Consider the following 16,874-nt stretch of genomic DNA (forward strand, 5'->3'; position numbering starts at 1 on the left):
GTCTGATTCTTGATAACAAGAATAGCTTCCTGATTTGGATCGACTTTACTCTTTCGGATACTGGAGAATCCCACCATGGGTCGCAAGCCTGACATTATCCGGGCGGTTGTGCTTATATTCGCCGTTGGTCTTGTTATTACAGGTATTACGTCGCTTCAGGCTTCCGAGGATGAGCCTGCTGCCAGGTCCAGTGCGCCGGGTAATGAAACCGTCATGGTTCCCTCGGTTCGGGACTGAACCGCTTCAAACCTGTCTTCCTGTTTTTACCCGGTAGTATCCCCGGTCCGTCACAACGCTGTGGAGGGGAATATCCCAGGGCTCCAGCGGCAATTCTGATACCTTCTGGCACTCATGGGCAAGGCCGATCAACTTGGGCGCCAGCCTCGGCCTGATCCGGGTAAAGGCAAACGTGCGATCGTAGAATCCGCCGCCCATTCCAAGCCTGCCACCGAATTCGTCAAAACCTACCAACGGAAACAGCACTGCGTCCAGAGCCCATGGCGGGCGCCTGAGCCCCTTATGGAAAGAGGGTTCGGGAATGCCGAAACGATTGGCTTTCAGCCTGGTGTCGTCAGTGAAGCGGCTGAATACCAGCCTGCCCTGATGTACCGGATGCAGCACCGGCAGATAAAAATGCATTCCGCGCCGGCGTGCGATATGGGCGTAGGTCCGGGGGTCGATTTCGCCGTCGTTGGGCAGGTAGATGGCCACATGGCGGGCCCGGTACAGGTCGGGATGTCGCAACAGGTTCAGTGCCAACTGGTCGGCGGCCAACTGTTGTTCTTCCACGGACAGGGCGTTGCGTTTATGCCGGAGGGCCTTGCGAAGTTTACTGCGGGATTGTGAAACAGGGTGGTCTTCAAAAGGCTGGGGGGAGATAACGTTGGTCAAAATAAGCTTCCCGGGCTGCCGTTATCGGATGTGGCCCTTGAACCCAAAGTTCAAGGTCGGTGGCCGCTGTGACATATTAGGCTTTCCCCGTGAGGGGACGTGCTCACAATGCCCTGGAGTAGCCACCTGGGTAGTGCGCATCGGCTCGAGGACGAATCCGACCAGCGAACAGCCCAGGAAGTTGTTCTCATTATACGGGCATTGGCGGGGCTGATTGCAACACCTGAATCGAATTCCTGTGTAAGCTTCAGTTACCGGAAGAGCCACCCAATGCGGTATCCAGTTTCTCATCCATGGCGTTAAGGATAGAGCTGGCTGCGCTGGACATGGTATCCCGTTCCAGCAGATCGTGGGTGATGTTGAGGGCGGCCATCACCGCAATGCGCTCGGTACCGAAGACCTTGCCGCTGGACCGGATCTCACGCATTTTGGTATCCAGGTGCCTGGCAGCCTGCAGCAGGGCGTCCTGCTCTTCTTCGGGGCAGGCGACCAGGTATTCCTTGTCGAGAATCTTTACTTCGACGGTTGTCGGCTGCTTTGGCATCAGTGGTGCTCCAGGGCCCGAAGGCGTCCTATCATGGCTTCGATCTTGTTTTTGGCAAGATCATTCTTGTGCATGAGCTGCGACCGCTCGCGGTTCCATTCGTCCTGCAGCTCGCGCAGCATCGCGTTGTCACGTTCCAGTTTGCGACAGTGGTCGATCAGCCTGTCGAGTTTGTCCGCCAATGCCTGTAGTTCGGACTGTTCCATGAGTCGTCCAACGCCTGTATCAAAGAAGTGAACTAACTATAAGTGTGGACCGCAAGCTGGTCAATTTACAGGGATGTCATGGCCGGTGTTGCGTGACGGCCGTCACTCCGGAAGTACATGCCCCAGCCCTTGCCTGCGGCTGCCTCGCCAGGCCAGAAGCGCCGGCAGCAGCCCCACCAGGAATGCCGCAATGGGTACGCTGGCAATAATCAGCCATTCCATCCCGTTCAGGGGCCGCAGGCCAATCTGTATGCCCCAGGTTTGCAGCAACCAGGGGCTGAGCCCGGAAATACCGGCAGCGCCGATGATAACCGCAAGCACGCAGGCTGCCACGGCCAGCGCCACACATTCAATCACCTGGAGGGCAGCGATCAGCAGTGGCGATGCGCCGGTGGCACGCAGTATCGCGATTTCCTGCCGGCGCTGCATCTGCAGGGTCAGCAGTACGGCAATCAGCCCGATCAGGCTGGTGACGACCACAAAGCCGGTGATGCCCAGCAGGGCGTTCTCGAACTGCCCCATGATGCGCCACAGCTCACTGAGCGCTACCCCCGGCAGGATGGCAGAGAGGGGTTCTTCCCGGGATTCGTTGATCTGACGCTGCACCTGGAAGGTCATGACCTTGCGTTCGATACCCACCAGTGCCGCGGTAATGGCGTCCGGTGTCAGGTCCCTTTCGCGGGCCTGCTCCGGGCTTACGGTGCGCCCGGGTATGGCGACGCCGGATTCCCAGCCGATGTGGATGGCCTCCAGACCCTCAAGGCTGACGTAAACAGCCTGGTCCACTGGTGTGCCGGTGGGAGCCAGTATGCCGCTGACGGTGAACGGCGTGTCCTTGTGGTTGGAGAAGCTGGTCTTGCCGCCACCGTGGGAGAGGATAATGTCATCACCCAACTGGTGGTTGTGACTGCGGGCCACCTCGGCCCCCAGAACCACCTCGAAAACATCGCCGAACCACTCCCCCTCGGCCAGTTCGGGTTTCTGGTCGCGGCCGTAGCGGAAATGTTCAGGAAACTGCTCATTGGTTCCCACCACCCGGTGGCCCCGGTAACTGTCCCCCAGGGAAATGGGTACCAGCCAGTCGATCCGTTCGTCATCCTGTAAATTTTGGTAGGTGCTCCAGCGAATGTTATTGGTGGCGTCACCGATATGGAAAATGGTGTAAAGCAGCAGGTTGAGCTGACCGCTGCGGGCTCCGACGATGAGGTCGGTGCCGGATATGGTGTTGGTGAAAGACTGTTTTACCTCGGTTCGAAGGTACTGGACCCCCAGTAACAGGGTAATGCTCAGTGTCAGTGTCAGTGTCACCAGTGCCAGCACCTTGCGGCGGTACCAGAGGCTTGATATTGCCAGCGAAACTGCCAGGCGGATATTCATGGCTTCACCTCCAGGGCCAGCTGGCGGTCGAAGCGTCCAGCCAGGCTCTGGTCGTGGCTGACGAAAACCACCGAAGTGTGTTTTTCAGCTGCCAGCCCCAGCAGCAGTTCAATGAAGCGGTCGCGGTTGTCGCTGTCCAGGGCGGAAGTGGGTTCGTCTGCCAGGATTAGTTCCGGGCCGCCGGTCAGTGCCCGCGCTGCGGCCACCCGTTGTTGCTGGCCGACGCTCAGCCCGGTCACCCGCCGGTGCCAGTGGTCAGGAGCAATGCCCAGGGCGGTGAGAAGTGACTCGGCCTCTTGCTCCGGTGTCGGCAGTGCCCGCGCCCGCCGTTTGCGGGACAACCGGCACGGAAGCATGACGTTTTCGAGGGTCGACAGGTATGGCACCAGATTGAACTGCTGGAAAATAACCCCCATGTGGTCTGCTCTGAACCGGTCCCGCTGGCCACTGGTCAGGCTGGCCAGATCGGTGCCCAGCAGGCTGAGGGTGCCGGTATCGGGCAGAATCAGGCCGCCCAGCAGGCTCAGCAGCGTGCTTTTGCCACTGCCACTGGGGCCCCTCAGGAACAGGTGCTCGCCGGTGTTGAGCATGATTTCCGGGTAGGCAATCGGGGCCCGGGTCTGGTCCCAGCGAAATTCCACGTTGCTGACCCGAAGAGCCTCCCGGGGGATGACGGAACTATCGACTGGCGAATCTGTCTGGCTGGTCATGTCAGGCATCTGTTTTCCGGTGTATGATTCCCGAATTGTCAAAGGAGTACTTCATTCTATGTTTCAACCCCTGGAATTCAGAACACTGCGTACGCGGTTCCCGATTCCTGTGTCGGCTCTGGTTCTTGCGGCGTTGCTGAGCGTTATTACCGCTGCCAACGCAAAAGACACCGCGCAAGAGATTGACTGGCTGGAACTGATGCCTGCCGAGGATCTCAATCTGCTTGAGAGTATGCCAGAAGTGACCCACGAAGGAGATGGGCCGGCCGCCCTGCCGGATGAAATCATGACCGGTAGGACCGTTGACGAGATGGATGGCCGTTCCGGGCGTATACCGGGGTTCGTGGTGCCTCTGAAAACGACGGACGATATGCGCATTGTCGAGTTTTTCCTGGTGCCCTACTATGGCGCCTGTATTCATGTGCCGCCACCACCGCCGAACCAGATCATTCACGTTAAGTATGAGGAAGGATTCGAGCTGGAGGCGTTGTACGAACCGGTCTGGATCGAAGGGGAGCTCAAAATCGAGCGAACCGAGAACGACGTAGCCTCATCCTCCTACTCCATCTCAGCTGAAAACGTGACGCCCTACGAGGGAGAGCAAGTCTACTGATCAGTTATTGATGGTGAACGCCCGGTTGGATGATGTCAGCCGGGCACTGCCCTGCCCGGAAGGCGACACCCATTCGATGGTGAGTTCTTCCAGGTCTTCGAACCTGTCCATCAGGGCCGATTCCAGTTCCTGGCTTGCCTCCATGCCCTCACATTCCAGTTGCTGGGATACGTCGTATTCCCGGTGAGTGGCTTCTTCGTGGTCATCCTCGTGCCCGTGATGGTCGTCATGGTGATCATGATGATCTTCCATCTCCTCACCCAACTGAACACTGGCCGCTGTCACGCGGCAGCCACGGGAATCTGTATCCACCAGGGCCGTGGTTTCCAGCCACTGCCGGACCTCCTCCAGCCGGGCTTTCTGTTCATCCGTGCGGGCTTCGTGTTCGAACCCGGCCAGATTGTAGGCGGGTGAGGTGAACATCAGGTCAATGCGATTCTCTTCCACTGCCATTTGCAGGACAGCGCTGCCGTGTTCGTGGGCGCCGGGATTTTCGGCCGCCATCAACGGTGTGGCCGTCAGGGCCAGCAGGGAACCCAGTGCCAGAAAGGACTGCTGGCGGCTGGTCCGGCGCGTGCTGCGGATAGGTTGATGCAGGGGCATGGTCGGGTGCTCTCGTCTGGTTTGATATGTTATAACATAATTTACTCTTTCCCCGCCGGGAATCAAGAGGGCAAGTGCCTTAACCGGAGCTGAATGCTAGGATAGAGCCTTAACTCATTCACACAGGATCGTCCCGTTTCATGTCCGAAACCGACACCTCCAACGCCCGCGCTGTTGCCTTTGAGCGCTGGGCAAATGTATTCACTGCCCACAAGGCCTTCAGCCACCCTTCGGAACTTCACGGTGCCCTTTGTGGCCGACTGGCAGCCGGCTCGCGTATACAGGAAGGGGATTGGCTGGCAATGGTCTGTGAGCACATGGGGCTTCCGCCAACGGCTACCGAGGAATCAGACGAACTCAGGGAATTCATGGCGTCGGCCTATGACCAGACACTGGAGCTTATGAAAGCCACTGATATGAGCTTTCAGCCCCTGTTGCCGGATGATGACTATGCCATCGAACAGCGCCTGGAAGCCCTGACTTCCTGGGTACGGGGATTCCTGGAGGGGATGGCGCTGTCTGCCGGCGAATCCCTGGGCGAAGCGCCGGATGAAATTCGCGAACTCATTGAAGACCTGGTGGCCATCAGCCAGGTGGCTGACGACGACGAACCCGATGAAGAGAGCGAACAGCAACTGATGGAAATTGTGGAGTATGTGCGGCTGGGTGCGCTTGCGGTGTTTACCGAGTTCAACCCGCCAGAAAAACCGTCACCTGAAGCACCGACGCTGCACTGAGCAACCCTACGAAACCTGGGAGATACCATGGCCTCTCTGATATCCGTTAAGGAATTCAATGATCGCCGCCGCCGGTTGATGGAACGGATGGCGCCTGACAGTATTGCGATTCTGCCCGCGGCCCCCGAGCGGGTGCGTAACCGGGACGTACTGCATCCGTTCCGTCAGGACAGTGATTTCCATTACCTGACCGGTTTCGATGAGCCGGATGCGGTCGTGGTACTGATTCCCGGCCGGGAGCATGGTGAGTCAGTATTGTTCTGCAAGGAGCGGAATCCTGAGAAAGAGCTGTGGGACGGATTCCTGGCAGGTCCGGAAGGGGCTATTGAACATTTTGGCCTGGACGATGCCTTCCCCATTTCCGATATCGACGACATCCTGCCGGGCATGATCGAGGGTCGCAGCCGGGTATATTACCCGCTGGGCAAGGACCACAATTTCGATGCCAAGGTCATGGACTGGGTCAAGGTCATCCGCAGCAAGGTGCGCTCCGGTGCCCATCCTCCCGGTGAATTTGTTGCCCTGGAACACCTGCTGCACGACTTGCGGCTCTACAAGAGCGCCGCGGAAATCAAGGTAATGGCCAAAGCCGGCGAAATCAGTTGCGAGGCCCACAAGCGGGCCATGAAGCGCGCCCGCAAGGGTGGCTACGAGTACAACCTTGAGGCTGAACTGATTCACACCTTCATGGAAAACGGAGCCCGTTCCACGGCCTACCCGTCCATCGTCGGCAGCGGCCAGAATGCCTGCATCCTGCACTACATCGAAAACAGCGCCCCGCTGAAGGACGGTGACCTGGTCCTGATCGACGCCGGCTGTGAGCTGGAGTGCTACGCCTCTGATATCACCCGCACCTTCCCGGTCAGTGGCAGATTCAGTGACCAGCAGCGGGCCCTGTACGAAGTGGTGCTGGCGGCACAGTACGCCGCTATCGAGGAAGTGCGCCCGGGCAACCACTGGGATCATCCCCACCAGGCGGCCCTGAAAGTGCTCACCCAGGGGCTGATTGATCTTGGCCTGCTCAAGAACACCACCGTGGAACAGGCCATTGAGGACCAGGCATTCAAACCTTTCTTCATGCACCGCACCGGCCACTGGCTGGGAATGGATGTACACGATGTGGGTGATTACAAGGTGGGCGACGCCTGGCGGCAGCTTGAGCCGGGCATGGCTCTGACGGTTGAGCCGGGGCTGTACGTGGCCCCTGACAACACCGATGTGGATGAAAAGTGGCGTGGTATCGGCATTCGTATTGAAGACGATGTGGTGGTCACAAAGGAAGGCTGCCGGGTACTGACCGATGCCGTTCCCAAGACCATTCCTGAAATTGAAGCCCTGATGGCAGACTGACCGTGAACCAGCACGATACCGATATCATCATTGCCGGCGGTGGTCTGGCCGGCGCTACTCTTGCGCTGGCGCTGGCCCGAACCCTGCCACAATTGCGGGTAACGGTAGTCGAGGCTTTCCCCTTGTCTCCGGATGCCCTGCCGGACAGCTATCAGCCCAGTTACGATGCCCGCTCCACGGCACTGGCCTGGGGGTCACGACTGATTTTCGAGGAACTGGGCCTGTGGCAGCGGCTGTCAGAACATGCCACACCGATCCGCCACATTCATGTGTCGGATCGTGGCCATTTTGGCGCCACCCGCCTGAACGCGTCTGACCATCGGCAGGAAGCCCTCGGGTACGTGGCGGACAACCGATGGATGGGTTTGTGCCTGATGCGGGAATTGTTGCAGACGAGGGTGAACTGGGAAGCCCCTGCGGAAGTGACGGACATGCAGCCTCTGCAGGGAGGCGTACAGGTGACCCTCGGTTCGAACGGTAATGAACGAAAGCTGAGCGCTCAGTGCCTGGTGGTCGCCGATGGGGGGCGCTCCGGGCTGAGGGAAAAGCTGGGTTTCCGGGTGGACGAACAGGCTTACGACCAGCATGCCCTGATCGCCAATGTGTCTACCGCCAACAGTCACAACTTTACCGCCTACGAACGCTTCACCGATGCAGGCCCGATGGCGCTTCTGCCCCATGGTTCGCCCAATCGTGCAGGGAATACCGCTGCCCTGGTATGGACGCTGGACAGCAGTGCCCTTGACGGGCTTCTGGCTCTCAGCGACGAGGACAAATGCCAGCGCCTGCAGCAACGGTTTGGCTGGCGGCTGGGGCGCTTCACCCGTATAGGCGAGTGCAGTCATTACCCGCTGACCCTCAAAACCGTGGACGAGTCTGTCCGCCCCGGGGTCGTGCTGGTGGGTAATGCCGCCCACACCCTGCATCCGGTGGCCGGCCAGGGCTTCAACCTGGCGCTGCGGGGGCTGATGGCCCTGGTGGAGCAGCTGCGGGTGGCAACCGAACAGGAACAACCGCTGGGTAGCCTGCAGGTGCTGAAACAGTACCAGGCGCGCCATCGCCAGGACTGGCAGCAAACCGTGCGCTTTTCCGATTCCCTGATACAGCTTTTCGGCACTCACCTGCCTCTGGTGACTACCGCCCGCGATGCCGGCCTGATGGGGCTGGATCTGCTGCCGGGCGCCAAGCGCTGGTTTGCCCGCCGGGCCATGGGCATGGGTGGTCGCCGGGCCGACATCCGGGCTCCCGGCGCGGCTTATACGGAACGCAGAAACCATGAATGAACGGGCATATTTTGACATTCTGGTGGTTGGTGGCGGCATGGTGGGGTCCGCCCTGGCCCTGGGGCTCTCACAGCAGGGCTGGCACGTCGGGCTGGTGGAAGGCAGTGACCGCAAGGCCCTGCTGCAGGCTCCGGGGGAGGTTTCCGGGGTGGACGATTTTGATCCCCGTGTGAGCGCCATTTCCGTCGCCAGTCAGCGCTTGCTTGAAGAGCTGGGCGTATGGCCGGATATCGCGGCCGGTCGCCACTGCCCCTATCAGACCATGACGGTATGGGACGGCGACGGCACCGGCCGCATCCAGTTTGAGGCAGCCGAGTTACGGGCGCCAGCGCTGGGCACCATCATCGAGAACCGCCGGACTGTACAGGCACTGTTCGCGGCGCTGGCACAGAGTAGCGTCGATCTGGTTGATGGTGTGAAGGTCACTGGCTGGTGGCAGGACGGGAGCCAGCGTGGTATCCGTCTTGAGGACGGCAGAACACTGGCGGCAAAGCTTGTGGTGGCCGCCGATGGCGCCCATTCCCGTCTGCGACAGTGGGTGGGGTTACCAACCCGCGAATGGGATTATGATCAGCAGGCGATTGTTTGCACGGTGCGAACCACCCAGAGTCATCGTTTCACCGCCTGGCAGCGATTTTCCCCCGCGGGCCCTCTGGCATTCCTGCCGCTGTTGACGGAGGCAGGTAACGAGCACTACTGCTCGATCGTATGGTCCCAGGATACTGAAGAGGCACGCCGGCTGATGGCCCTGAATGACGATGCCTTCAGGGCGGAGCTGGAAAGCGCGATTGAGCGTGAACTGGGCGCGGTGAAAGTCGTCTCGCGCCGATACGCCTTCCCGTTGCGCCAGCGCCATGCCAAGGATTACATAGCCGGCGGCTTTGCACTGGTGGGCGATGCGGCCCATACCATTCATCCCCTTGCGGGGCAGGGTGCCAATCTGGGTTACGGTGATGTCAGGGCATTACTGGACGAGCTTTCCCGGGCCAGAAAGTCGGGCACCGATCCCGATAATGAGCTGGTTCTGGCGCGTTACCAGCGCCGCCGCAAGGGGGAGAATCTCGCCATGATGGCTGCCATGGAAGGATTCAAGCAGCTGTTTGCCCGGGATGAGCTGACGGTGCGCTGGCTGCGCAATACCGGAATGCGCTGGCTGAACCAGCTTGGTCCTGTCAAGAACCGCATTGCTGCTGAAGCGATGGGGCTGGATTAACGGCAGGCATCAAACAGGCGGCTGACCAGTACCGGTACGGCTGTTTCCACCTTCAGGATACGGTTGCCGAGGTGCACGGCCTCACAGCCGGCCTCAACCAGCTTGTCCACCTCGTAGGGTATAAATCCGCCCTCGGGGCCGATGCAGAGGGTTGCCGGCTCGCTGATATGAACCGGGCAGGGTGACTCGGTACCGGGATGTGCAACCAGCGCACGGGTGTTCTCCAGCAGTGCCGGCAGTTCATCTTCCACAAACGGTTTGAACAGCTTGCGGATCTGTACCCGGGGCATGACGGTATCCCGGGCCTGCTCCAGGCCCAGTACCAGGTTTTCCCGCAGATGGTCGTCAGACAGCCAGGGCGTCTGCCAGAAGCTTTTCTCCACCTTGTAGCTGTTGATCAGCCAGATGTCCTTGACGCCGAGAGTGGCGCAGGTCTGCAGCACCCGGCGGAACATTTTCGGCCGTGGCATGGCCAGAACCAGCGTCAGTGGCAGTGGTGAGGGAGGGGGCTCGGCCAGCTCCACCTGAAGCGTCGCCCGGGTGTCGGTGAGTTGCAACACGCGGGCCGTGCCGATATCGCCGTTGACCAGTCCCACCGGCACCAGGTCCCCCTCGGAAACCTTCAGTACCGAGGTCATATGGGCGAGCCGGCGTCCGGTCAGGGTTGCGCGATCAGCAGAGACAAAGTCCTCCCCGAACAGTAACGCCAGGTTCATTCTCCGGAGGCTTCCGTGGCGTCCTGATCTTTTACTTCGCGTCGGGCCAGCCGGCCAAACAGGATGCCCAGTTCAAACAACAGCCACATGGGCACGGCCAGCAGGGTCTGGGAAATGATGTCCGGCGGAGTCAGCAGCATGCCGATTACGAAACATCCCACCACAATATAGGGTCGCTTTTCTGCAAGGTCTTCAGGGGTGGTGGCTCCGGTGAGAATCAGCAGGATTGTGGCAATGGGTATCTCGAAGGCAATGCCGAAGGCGAAGAACATTTTCAGGACGAAGTTGAGGTAACTGTTGATGTCCGGTAGCTCGACAATACCTTCCGGGCCGATCGCGGTGAAGAAACCGAACACCAGCGGGAATACGACGAAGTAGGCAAACGCCGCGCCCAGGTAGAACAGAATGATGGAAGTAAAGAGCAGCGGAAACGCCAGTTTTTTCTCGTGGGCATACAGCCCCGGTGCGATAAAGCTCCAGAGCTGGTAGAGAATCACCGGAATGGCCACAAAGACGGCCAGAACCAGTGCCAGCTTCAGCGGCGCGAAGAAGGGGGATGTGATGTCTGTCGCGATCATGGTCTGCCCGACCGGCAGCAGGTCTCGCAGGGGTTGTGAAATCAGCAGGTAGAGCTCGTTGGCAAACGGGTAGATGGCAGCAAAACAGATGATCACTGCCAGTACCATTTTCAGCAGCCGGTTACGAAGCTCCAGCAAATGCTCGATCAGCGGCATTTCCTGTTGCGTTTCATTGGTACCTTGCGTGTTCTTGCCGTCTGGCTGGGTGGTCATGAACGGTGTTCCGGCGTGCTGTCATGTTGTTTCGGGGTATCTTCGTCCCTGGAAGAATGATCAGAGCCACTGGCGGAAGTCGGGTCTTTCTCTGGCGCAGTCTTCGATTCTGCCTGCTCGGCGACGCGCCGGGTGGCGGGTGCAGGCCGGTGTTTAGGCTTTTCTTCGTCGGACAGGACCAGGTGTTCGTATTTTTTGGCTTCATCCAGGGCGCCGCGGACCGACTTCTGCACATCGTCAAGGCCGACATCGCCGGCCTTGCGCAGTTCTTTGCGCAGCTCCTCCGCCTTGAGCTGGCGATCCAGTTCCGAGGAGAACTGACTGACCGTGCGCCGGGCACCACCGATCCACCGCCCGGCAGCCCGGGCGGCCGTAGGCAACCGCTCGGGGCCGAGAACAAGTAACGCGATAATGCCGCAGATCAGCAGCTCGAGAAAGCCGATATCAAACATTCAGCCGGTCTCAGCTGTGGGACTTGTCCCGTGGCTTTTCTTCGGCGCCGGTCTCGTGGACCTTGGCGTCGGCATTCTCTTCAATAGCATCCGGGTCTGTGTCTTTTTTATCTTCTTCGTTCATGGACTTCTTGAATCCGCGAATGGCGCCGCCCAGATCGCTACCGATGTTGCGGAGTTTCTTGGTTCCGAACAAAAGTATAACAATGCCGAGTACGATTAGGAGTTGCCAGATACTGATGCCCATGCCGGGACCCTCGTTTCAATGTTTCTGTTACGGTTGATTGTACGCCACATCGGGGGAGTTCGGGAAACCCTCTTCAGAGGTACGCTGAAGAGGTAATACCGTTCACTTGTTCCGGGAGGCTTTTTCTTCAAGGCCTGACAGGTCAAAACGGCTGGCCAGTTCGTCAATCACGTCTTTTGGCCCGAGGCCCAGGCGCGACAGCATGACCATGCTGTGAAACCAGAGATCAGCGGTTTCGTAGACCACGTCCCGGGTTTCGCCGGAATGCTCCGCGTCCTTGGCGGCCAACAGGGTTTCGGTACATTCTTCCCCGACTTTTTCCAGGATCTTGTTCAGGCCCTTCTGATGCAGGCTGGCCACGTAGGAAGTCTCGGGATCAGCGTCCTTCCGTGCTTCCAGCACCTGGGCCAGTTGTTCCAGGATATCACTCATGGCTGTTACCTCCCTGTCTGTTGCCGTAGATTTCATCAGGATTTCGAAGCACCGGGTCCACACTGGCCCACTCGCCATTTTCCAGCCTGCGATAGAAACAGCTGCGACGGCCGGTATGACAGGCGATACCGCCTTTTTGCTCAACTTTGAGAAGAATGACGTCTTCATCGCAGTCCAGCCGGATTTCGGTGACCACCTGCTGGTGGCCGGAGGTTTCTCCCTTGCGCCACAGCTTGCCCCGCGAACGGGACCAGTACACCGCCTGACCCTCTTCGGCAGTCAGCCGCAGTGACTCCGCATTCATCCAAGCCATCATCAGGATGTCTCCGGTGGTGGCATCCTGGGCAATGGCGGGCACCAATCCCTCCGCGTTCCAGCGGATTTCTTTCAACCAGTCAGGTGTACTGACGGTAGTTTCTGAATCTTGCATCTGTGTGACGTCCATCAGTTTTTCCGCCCGCTACCGGCGATCAGCCAGGTGGCGGCTGCCAGTAGCACCCAACCGTGGGCGGGCATGTCCCGGGCAAGGGTGGCAAGGTCATGATCAATGCTCAGCCAGGCAACGCCAGCCAGCGCCGCCGCTGCCAGTCCCCGGCGCCGGCGCCGGTCGGCCCGGGCACGGTTTTCCTGGATCAGTGCCAGTGTAGCGCGACTGGGCTGATCATTGGACCCCGTGTTGCGCAGCTGAACCAGCGCATCGTGTACCAGTTGCGGCATTTCCGGCGACTGCTCCAGCCACGCTGGCAGGTGGGATTGCAGGGTCTTGATCAGGCCGGTGGGGCCGATACGCCTGCGCATCCAGGCTTCCAGGAAAGGCTGGGCTGTACTCCACAGATCCAGGTCAGGGTATAACTGTCGCCCCAGGCCTTCCACGTTCAGCAGGGTTTTCTGCAGCAGTACCAGTTGCGGCTGCACTTCCATGTTGAAGCGTCTTGCGGTCTGGAACAGCCGTAACAGGAAGTGGCCAAAGGAAATGTCTTTCAGGGGTTTCTCGAAAATAGGCTCGCACACGGTCCGGATGGCGGCCTCGAATTCGTTGACACGGGTGTCCGGTGGTACCCAGCCGGACTGGATGTGCAGCTCTGCTACCTGGCGGTAATCGCGGCGGAAAAACGCCAGCAGGTTGCGGGCCAGGTAGCTCTGGTCATCCGGGGCCAGGGTGCCGACAATGCCAAAATCAATGGCGATGTACTTGGGATCCGCCGGGTTGCTGACGTCGACAAAAATATTCCCCGGGTGCATGTCGGCGTGGAAGAAGCTGTCACGGAACACCTGGGTGAAAAAGATCTCGACGCCTTTCTCCGCCAGCACCTTCAGGTCCACACCCGCTTCTTTCAACGCAGGAATATCCGCGATGGGGATGCCGTGAATGCGCTCCATTACCAGCACCGACTTGCGGGTGTAATCCCAGTCGATGGAGGGAATGTAGATCAGCGAGGAATTCTCGAAGTTGCGGCGCAACTGGCTGGCATTGGCGGCTTCGCGCTGCTGGTCCAGTTCGTCGTGGATGGTGGAGTCGTAGTCCGCCACCACTTCCACCGGGTGCAGTCGCCGGCCTTCGGACCAGTAGCGCTCCAGCAGTCCCGCCATCATATACATCAGCGCCAGGTCCTGGCGGATAACCCGTTCAATGCCGGGGCGTATCACCTTCACCACCACTTTCCGGCCATCCCGCAGGGTGGCGGCATGAACCTGGGCCACGGAAGCAGAGGCCATGGGCTCCCGGGAAAACTCCGCAAACAGTTCGGCCACGGGGGCCCCCAGGGATTTTTCGATAATGCCCTGGGCCACCTCGCCGGGAAACGGCGGCACCTTGTCCTGCAGATTCTTGAGGGACAATGCCATGTCGTCCGGCAGCAGGTCCCGTCGGGTAGAGAGAATCTGGCCGAATTTCACGAACACCGGTCCCAGCTCTTCGAAGGCAAGCCGCAGCCGGTCGCCACGGTCCAGTTTCGGTTGCGGGAACAGGTGCCAGGGGGCGAGCAGGAAAAACAGCTTCAGCGGGAGCGGCAGTTCGGCCAGGGGCAGAAATACATCCAGCCGGTAACGGCAGAATACCCAGGCAATGCGAATCAGGCGTTGCAGGCGCGTCACGGCGTCTCCGGTCGGTCTTGGTTATCGGCGTTTTCCAGCCTCTCGATCCTGGCTTCCAGGCGTTCAGTCTGCAGATTGAGCCGGTCAATATCCGCGAAGGTGGCTTCCAGTTCCCGGCGCCCGGGAAGGCTCTGGCTTTCTTCGTGGATGTATTCCTCGATATTGGCATTCAGGGACCGGAATGCCTGCCGGCTCCAGCCCACGGCGCCGCGAATGCGCTGGCCGATGAAGTGGGCCGGCACATCACCGATATGGTTGGCCATGGCGGCTTCCCAGTCCGGCTCCAGCTGGTCAATGGCGCGCTGGAACTGATGGGCCAGTGCGGTATCGCCGGTCACCTGGATGCGGCCTTCGCTGAATACCCTGTCGTCGCCAATCGCCAGGGCGGCGAAGGCCATGGGCCGGCCGGACAGCACAAGTGCCGGCGATTCCACGGGCTGGCTGGCGACCTGGATCCGGTCCCGTACCGGTTGCAACACCAGTGTCAGCCCCACCGTATCCAGCGATAACTGCACCGGCCCGGTCAGGGCCGACATCAGGGCCCGCTTCCCGCCCGGGTCCAGCTCGAGGGCCCGGTTAAGAGCGCTCTCGATAACGGCGGTAATGGCGGACAGGAGGGTGGGGCCGGGAAACATCAGGGCTTGATTCCCACATGCAGTGCAACCACGCCGCCGGTCATGTTGTAGTACTTGCAGTTCACCAGGCCGGCTTCTTCCATCATCCCCTTGAGCGTATCCTGGTCCGGGTGCATGCGGATGGACTCGGCCAGATACTGGTAGCTGTTGGAATCGCCAGCAATCAACTGGCCCATCAGTGGCAGGGCGTTGAAGGAATATACGTCATAGGCTTTGCTGAGCAGCGCATTCCTGGGCTTGGAGAACTCCAGGATCATCACCTTGCCGCCAGGTTTCGTGACCCGTGCCATGTCCCGCAGGGCCTGATCCTTGTCGGTAACGTTGCGCAGGCCGAAGGCGATGCTGACGGCGTTGAAGCTGTTGTCCGGAAACGGCAGGTGTTCGGCGTCCGCCTGTACGTATTCGATATTGCCGGCGTAGCCGCGGTCCGTCAGCCGGCTGCGGCCCACTTGCAGCATGGAGGCGTTGATGTCTGCAAGCACCACCTTGCCGGTGGGGCCTACAAGGTCGGAAAACTTCATGGTCAGGTCGCCGGTGCCGCCGGCAATGTCGAGCACCTGGTGGCCCTTGCGCACACCGGAAAGCTCGATGGTAAAGCGCTTCCACAGGCGGTGGATTCCCATGGACATGAGGTCGTTCATGAGGTCGTATTTGCCCGCGACCGAGTGGAACACTTCCGCTACCTGGCTTGCTTTCTGGCTTTTCGGCACATTGCGGAAGCCGAAATGGGTGACGTCGTCTTGCTGGACCCCTGGCTGAGGCTGATCGGCAGACGCTTGTTGCTCGCTCATGACTTTTTCCTGATGTTCGCTCATGGCTGGGTCCTGTCGGAATCTGAACCCCGTATTCTAACGCCTGCAGGGGTGGCTACAAGTTTAATGCCGCCTTACACTGTAAAACGTCCCTTAATTTCCGGAGAAACCCGATCCATGTCCGTTATTGATGTCCATCGCGCCCATTCCCTTGATAAAGATCATGCCCGTCAGGCTGCCGAAACCCTGGCACAGGATCTGTCGAAGCAGTTCGATGTGAACTATCAATGGGAGGGTGATCACCTGAGCTTCAAGCGCAGTGGTGTGAAGGGGCACCTGAACCTGACTGAAAGCGACCTCCATATCCACCTGGAACTTGGGCTGATGCTGCGGCCGTTCAAATCCCGGATCGAACAGGAAATCCATTCCCAGCTGGACCAGATTCTGAAAGCCTGAGCCGGCCGGTTTCGCCTAAAGGTCACCCGGCAGGACAAACGGCTCCGGGTGGCCGCTCAGAATGTTGCCCATCACCCGTTTCTCCCGCGTCACCAGGCGCTCGATCAGCAGCTCCACATCATCCATTTTCCGGAATGCGGAGTAACCCCGGTGCAGGAAGCTGTGCAGGTCGGTCAGGTCCGCCATTTCCGCTGGCGCGCGGCTCATGGCCAGCAGCCAGCCAAGGGTGCGGTTGCGTACGTAGCGATCCAGCTGTTGCCCTACTTCCGCCACCAGTTCAATCTGTCGCTCACGCTGCTCCAGGCGCTGGCTTTCACGGAATACACGGCAATAGCCGGCTGTTGTCATCAAGGCCGGTGACAGTTCCTGTCGTTGACAGAGTTCGGCCAGTTCCAGGTCCAGTTGCTGGGTAATCAGGTTCAGCTCCACCAGCCCGGCAAAGGTATCCAGCAGATTGTCCGGCAGCCACTTCACCATTTTCGGGAACACCCGGTCGATGTTGTCGTCGCGGCGGGTCATGCCGGCCGGGGCATACAGATCGGTCAGCAGGAACTCCAGGCCGGTGTGGTAACCGGGGTGCTGGTACAGGTCGGCATGGGTTGCTTTAAGGCGTTCCGCCTGCCAATCCGCAATCAGGAAGGTGTGCTCAAGCAGGGGGTGTGCGGCCTTGTGCTGGCGGAAATCATGGTAGTCCAGCAGCAGTTGCTGCAAGCGACGGGCGCTGTCGGATTGGACGTTGGTGGCGACCAGGCGCTCACGGTACATGGGGGTG

At 59.8% G+C, this 16,874-nt stretch carries 23 protein-coding genes and 1 other RNA gene; 7 read left to right on the forward strand and 17 right to left on the reverse strand.

Annotated features, from left to right (window positions below; all coding sequences use genetic code 11):
* Window positions 1-75 precede the first annotated feature (75 nt).
* A complete protein-coding gene (locus HLUCCO03_RS00930) occupies window positions 76-237 on the forward strand; it encodes a hypothetical protein (RefSeq protein WP_197025620.1) in 162 nt (53 codons plus the stop codon).
* Window positions 238-243: 6 nt separating this feature from the next.
* Here HLUCCO03_RS00930 and HLUCCO03_RS00935 read toward each other — a convergent pair whose 3' ends face one another.
* The 6 genes from HLUCCO03_RS00935 to HLUCCO03_RS00960 form a co-directional block, all read right to left on the reverse strand.
* The gene (locus HLUCCO03_RS00935) at window positions 244-891 is read right to left on the reverse strand and encodes a 5-formyltetrahydrofolate cyclo-ligase (RefSeq protein ID WP_036197016.1); all 648 of its coding nucleotides are present in this window, start codon (window positions 889-891) and stop codon (window positions 244-246) included.
* Window positions 892-894: 3 nt separating this feature from the next.
* Window positions 895-1,074, reverse strand: a non-coding RNA gene (gene ssrS / locus HLUCCO03_RS00940) — 6S RNA.
* Window positions 1,075-1,138: 64 nt separating this feature from the next.
* Complete coding sequence (locus tag HLUCCO03_RS00945; RefSeq protein WP_027829790.1) at window positions 1,139-1,435, reverse strand: cell division protein ZapA; 297 nt, start codon at window positions 1,433-1,435, stop codon at window positions 1,139-1,141.
* Entirely contained in the window at window positions 1,435-1,641 is a 207-nt protein-coding gene (locus tag HLUCCO03_RS00950; protein ID WP_027829789.1) for a TIGR02449 family protein, read from the reverse strand. Before HLUCCO03_RS00950 ends, HLUCCO03_RS00945 begins: the two co-directional genes overlap by 1 nt.
* A 102-nt stretch (window positions 1,642-1,743) precedes the next feature.
* A complete protein-coding gene (locus HLUCCO03_RS00955; RefSeq protein WP_027829788.1) occupies window positions 1,744-3,018 on the reverse strand; it encodes an ABC transporter permease in 1,275 nt (424 codons plus the stop codon).
* Window positions 3,015-3,728 carry an ABC transporter ATP-binding protein gene (locus HLUCCO03_RS00960; RefSeq protein WP_027829787.1) on the reverse strand — a complete coding sequence of 238 codons (714 nt, stop codon included), beginning with the start codon at window positions 3,726-3,728 and terminating at the stop codon, window positions 3,015-3,017. Before HLUCCO03_RS00960 ends, HLUCCO03_RS00955 begins: the two co-directional genes overlap by 4 nt.
* A gap of 199 nt (window positions 3,729-3,927) precedes the next feature.
* On the opposite strand from HLUCCO03_RS00960, the gene HLUCCO03_RS00965 reads away from it, so the two are divergent.
* Window positions 3,928-4,341: a DUF3299 domain-containing protein gene (locus tag HLUCCO03_RS00965; protein ID WP_292016597.1), complete on the forward strand. Its 414-nt coding sequence runs from the start codon at window positions 3,928-3,930 to the stop codon at window positions 4,339-4,341.
* Here the strand turns inward: HLUCCO03_RS00965 and HLUCCO03_RS00970 are convergent, their stop codons facing one another.
* Complete coding sequence (locus HLUCCO03_RS00970) at window positions 4,342-4,944, reverse strand: DUF2796 domain-containing protein (protein WP_027829785.1); 603 nt, start codon at window positions 4,942-4,944, stop codon at window positions 4,342-4,344.
* Window positions 4,945-5,084: 140 nt separating this feature from the next.
* On the opposite strand from HLUCCO03_RS00970, the gene HLUCCO03_RS00975 reads away from it, so the two are divergent.
* The 4 genes from HLUCCO03_RS00975 to HLUCCO03_RS00990 are packed head-to-tail and all read left to right on the forward strand — an operon-like array spanning window position 5,085 to window position 9,527.
* Window positions 5,085-5,681, forward strand: coding sequence for a UPF0149 family protein (locus HLUCCO03_RS00975; RefSeq protein ID WP_027829784.1), 597 nt, complete (start codon window positions 5,085-5,087; stop codon window positions 5,679-5,681).
* A gap of 27 nt (window positions 5,682-5,708) precedes the next feature.
* On the forward strand, window positions 5,709-7,031 hold the full coding sequence (pepP, locus tag HLUCCO03_RS00980) for a Xaa-Pro aminopeptidase (RefSeq protein WP_027829783.1): 1,323 nt from the start codon (window positions 5,709-5,711) through the stop codon (window positions 7,029-7,031).
* A gap of 2 nt (window positions 7,032-7,033) precedes the next feature.
* Entirely contained in the window at window positions 7,034-8,314 is a 1,281-nt protein-coding gene (gene ubiH / locus HLUCCO03_RS00985; RefSeq protein ID WP_027829782.1) for a 2-octaprenyl-6-methoxyphenyl hydroxylase, read from the forward strand.
* Window positions 8,307-9,527 carry a UbiH/UbiF/VisC/COQ6 family ubiquinone biosynthesis hydroxylase gene (locus HLUCCO03_RS00990; protein WP_027829781.1) on the forward strand — a complete coding sequence of 407 codons (1,221 nt, stop codon included), beginning with the start codon at window positions 8,307-8,309 and terminating at the stop codon, window positions 9,525-9,527. The genes ubiH and HLUCCO03_RS00990 overlap by 8 nt, the downstream gene beginning before the upstream one ends.
* Here the strand turns inward: HLUCCO03_RS00990 and HLUCCO03_RS00995 are convergent.
* From HLUCCO03_RS00995 to ubiE, 9 genes are all read right to left on the reverse strand, one after another.
* Window positions 9,524-10,243 carry a 16S rRNA (uracil(1498)-N(3))-methyltransferase gene (locus HLUCCO03_RS00995; protein WP_027829780.1) on the reverse strand — a complete coding sequence of 240 codons (720 nt, stop codon included), beginning with the start codon at window positions 10,241-10,243 and terminating at the stop codon, window positions 9,524-9,526. The genes HLUCCO03_RS00990 and HLUCCO03_RS00995 overlap by 4 nt on opposite strands.
* Entirely contained in the window at window positions 10,240-11,034 is a 795-nt protein-coding gene (tatC, locus tag HLUCCO03_RS01000) for a twin-arginine translocase subunit TatC (RefSeq protein ID WP_027829779.1), read from the reverse strand. The genes HLUCCO03_RS00995 and tatC overlap by 4 nt, the downstream gene beginning before the upstream one ends.
* The gene (gene tatB / locus HLUCCO03_RS01005) at window positions 11,031-11,486 is read right to left on the reverse strand and encodes a Sec-independent protein translocase protein TatB (protein WP_027829778.1); all 456 of its coding nucleotides are present in this window, start codon (window positions 11,484-11,486) and stop codon (window positions 11,031-11,033) included. The genes tatC and tatB overlap by 4 nt, the downstream gene beginning before the upstream one ends.
* A 10-nt stretch (window positions 11,487-11,496) precedes the next feature.
* Window positions 11,497-11,733: a Sec-independent protein translocase subunit TatA gene (gene tatA / locus HLUCCO03_RS01010; RefSeq protein ID WP_027829777.1), complete on the reverse strand. Its 237-nt coding sequence runs from the start codon at window positions 11,731-11,733 to the stop codon at window positions 11,497-11,499.
* A gap of 102 nt (window positions 11,734-11,835) precedes the next feature.
* Entirely contained in the window at window positions 11,836-12,165 is a 330-nt protein-coding gene (locus HLUCCO03_RS01015) for a phosphoribosyl-ATP diphosphatase (RefSeq protein ID WP_027829776.1), read from the reverse strand.
* Window positions 12,158-12,595 carry a phosphoribosyl-AMP cyclohydrolase gene (gene hisI / locus HLUCCO03_RS01020; RefSeq protein WP_027829775.1) on the reverse strand — a complete coding sequence of 146 codons (438 nt, stop codon included), beginning with the start codon at window positions 12,593-12,595 and terminating at the stop codon, window positions 12,158-12,160. Before hisI ends, HLUCCO03_RS01015 begins: the two co-directional genes overlap by 8 nt.
* 14 nt (window positions 12,596-12,609) lie before the next feature.
* Window positions 12,610-14,259 carry a ubiquinone biosynthesis regulatory protein kinase UbiB gene (gene ubiB / locus HLUCCO03_RS01025; protein WP_027829774.1) on the reverse strand — a complete coding sequence of 550 codons (1,650 nt, stop codon included), beginning with the start codon at window positions 14,257-14,259 and terminating at the stop codon, window positions 12,610-12,612.
* The gene (locus HLUCCO03_RS01030) at window positions 14,256-14,894 is read right to left on the reverse strand and encodes an SCP2 sterol-binding domain-containing protein (protein WP_027829773.1); all 639 of its coding nucleotides are present in this window, start codon (window positions 14,892-14,894) and stop codon (window positions 14,256-14,258) included. Before HLUCCO03_RS01030 ends, ubiB begins: the two co-directional genes overlap by 4 nt.
* On the reverse strand, window positions 14,894-15,685 hold the full coding sequence (gene ubiE / locus HLUCCO03_RS01035; RefSeq protein WP_027829772.1) for a bifunctional demethylmenaquinone methyltransferase/2-methoxy-6-polyprenyl-1,4-benzoquinol methylase UbiE: 792 nt from the start codon (window positions 15,683-15,685) through the stop codon (window positions 14,894-14,896). The genes HLUCCO03_RS01030 and ubiE overlap by 1 nt, the downstream gene beginning before the upstream one ends.
* Window positions 15,686-15,823: 138 nt before the next feature.
* On the opposite strand from ubiE, the gene HLUCCO03_RS01040 reads away from it, so the two are divergent.
* Entirely contained in the window at window positions 15,824-16,102 is a 279-nt protein-coding gene (locus HLUCCO03_RS01040; protein WP_027829771.1) for a polyhydroxyalkanoic acid system family protein, read from the forward strand.
* Window positions 16,103-16,117: 15 nt separating this feature from the next.
* Here the strand turns inward: HLUCCO03_RS01040 and HLUCCO03_RS01045 are convergent, their stop codons facing one another.
* Entirely contained in the window at window positions 16,118-16,867 is a 750-nt protein-coding gene (locus HLUCCO03_RS01045; RefSeq protein ID WP_027829770.1) for a hypothetical protein, read from the reverse strand.
* Window positions 16,868-16,874: the final 7 nt, after the last annotated feature.

Source organism: Marinobacter sp. HL-58, assembly GCF_001314605.1.
Lineage (GTDB): Bacteria > Pseudomonadota > Gammaproteobacteria > Pseudomonadales > Oleiphilaceae > Marinobacter.

Excerpts from the sequence above, each read along its gene's own strand:
- HLUCCO03_RS00965 (WP_292016597.1), top strand. The coding sequence starts at position 3,928 with ATGCCTGCCGAGGATCTCAATCTGCTTGAGAGTATGCCAGAAGTGACC.
- HLUCCO03_RS00970 (WP_027829785.1), bottom strand. The coding sequence starts at position 4,944 with ATGCCCCTGCATCAACCTATCCGCAGCACGCGCCGGACCAGCCGCCAG.
- HLUCCO03_RS01030 (WP_027829773.1), bottom strand. The coding sequence starts at position 14,894 with ATGTTTCCCGGCCCCACCCTCCTGTCCGCCATTACCGCCGTTATCGAG.
- ubiE (WP_027829772.1), bottom strand. The coding sequence starts at position 15,685 with ATGAGCGAGCAACAAGCGTCTGCCGATCAGCCTCAGCCAGGGGTCCAG.
- tatA (WP_027829777.1), bottom strand. The coding sequence starts at position 11,733 with ATGGGCATCAGTATCTGGCAACTCCTAATCGTACTCGGCATTGTTATA.
- HLUCCO03_RS00995 (WP_027829780.1), bottom strand. The coding sequence starts at position 10,243 with ATGAACCTGGCGTTACTGTTCGGGGAGGACTTTGTCTCTGCTGATCGC.
- tatC (WP_027829779.1), bottom strand. The coding sequence starts at position 11,034 with ATGACCACCCAGCCAGACGGCAAGAACACGCAAGGTACCAATGAAACG.
- HLUCCO03_RS01015 (WP_027829776.1), bottom strand. The coding sequence starts at position 12,165 with ATGAGTGATATCCTGGAACAACTGGCCCAGGTGCTGGAAGCACGGAAG.
- pepP (WP_027829783.1), top strand. The coding sequence starts at position 5,709 with ATGGCCTCTCTGATATCCGTTAAGGAATTCAATGATCGCCGCCGCCGG.
- HLUCCO03_RS00990 (WP_027829781.1), top strand. The coding sequence starts at position 8,307 with ATGAATGAACGGGCATATTTTGACATTCTGGTGGTTGGTGGCGGCATG.
- HLUCCO03_RS00955 (WP_027829788.1), bottom strand. The coding sequence starts at position 3,018 with ATGAATATCCGCCTGGCAGTTTCGCTGGCAATATCAAGCCTCTGGTAC.
- HLUCCO03_RS00945 (WP_027829790.1), bottom strand. The coding sequence starts at position 1,435 with ATGCCAAAGCAGCCGACAACCGTCGAAGTAAAGATTCTCGACAAGGAA.
- HLUCCO03_RS00930 (WP_197025620.1), top strand. The coding sequence starts at position 76 with ATGGGTCGCAAGCCTGACATTATCCGGGCGGTTGTGCTTATATTCGCC.
- HLUCCO03_RS00960 (WP_027829787.1), bottom strand. The coding sequence starts at position 3,728 with ATGACCAGCCAGACAGATTCGCCAGTCGATAGTTCCGTCATCCCCCGG.
- HLUCCO03_RS01045 (WP_027829770.1), bottom strand. The coding sequence starts at position 16,867 with ATGTACCGTGAGCGCCTGGTCGCCACCAACGTCCAATCCGACAGCGCC.
- HLUCCO03_RS01040 (WP_027829771.1), top strand. The coding sequence starts at position 15,824 with ATGTCCGTTATTGATGTCCATCGCGCCCATTCCCTTGATAAAGATCAT.
- hisI (WP_027829775.1), bottom strand. The coding sequence starts at position 12,595 with ATGCAAGATTCAGAAACTACCGTCAGTACACCTGACTGGTTGAAAGAA.
- HLUCCO03_RS00950 (WP_027829789.1), bottom strand. The coding sequence starts at position 1,641 with ATGGAACAGTCCGAACTACAGGCATTGGCGGACAAACTCGACAGGCTG.
- HLUCCO03_RS00975 (WP_027829784.1), top strand. The coding sequence starts at position 5,085 with ATGTCCGAAACCGACACCTCCAACGCCCGCGCTGTTGCCTTTGAGCGC.
- tatB (WP_027829778.1), bottom strand. The coding sequence starts at position 11,486 with ATGTTTGATATCGGCTTTCTCGAGCTGCTGATCTGCGGCATTATCGCG.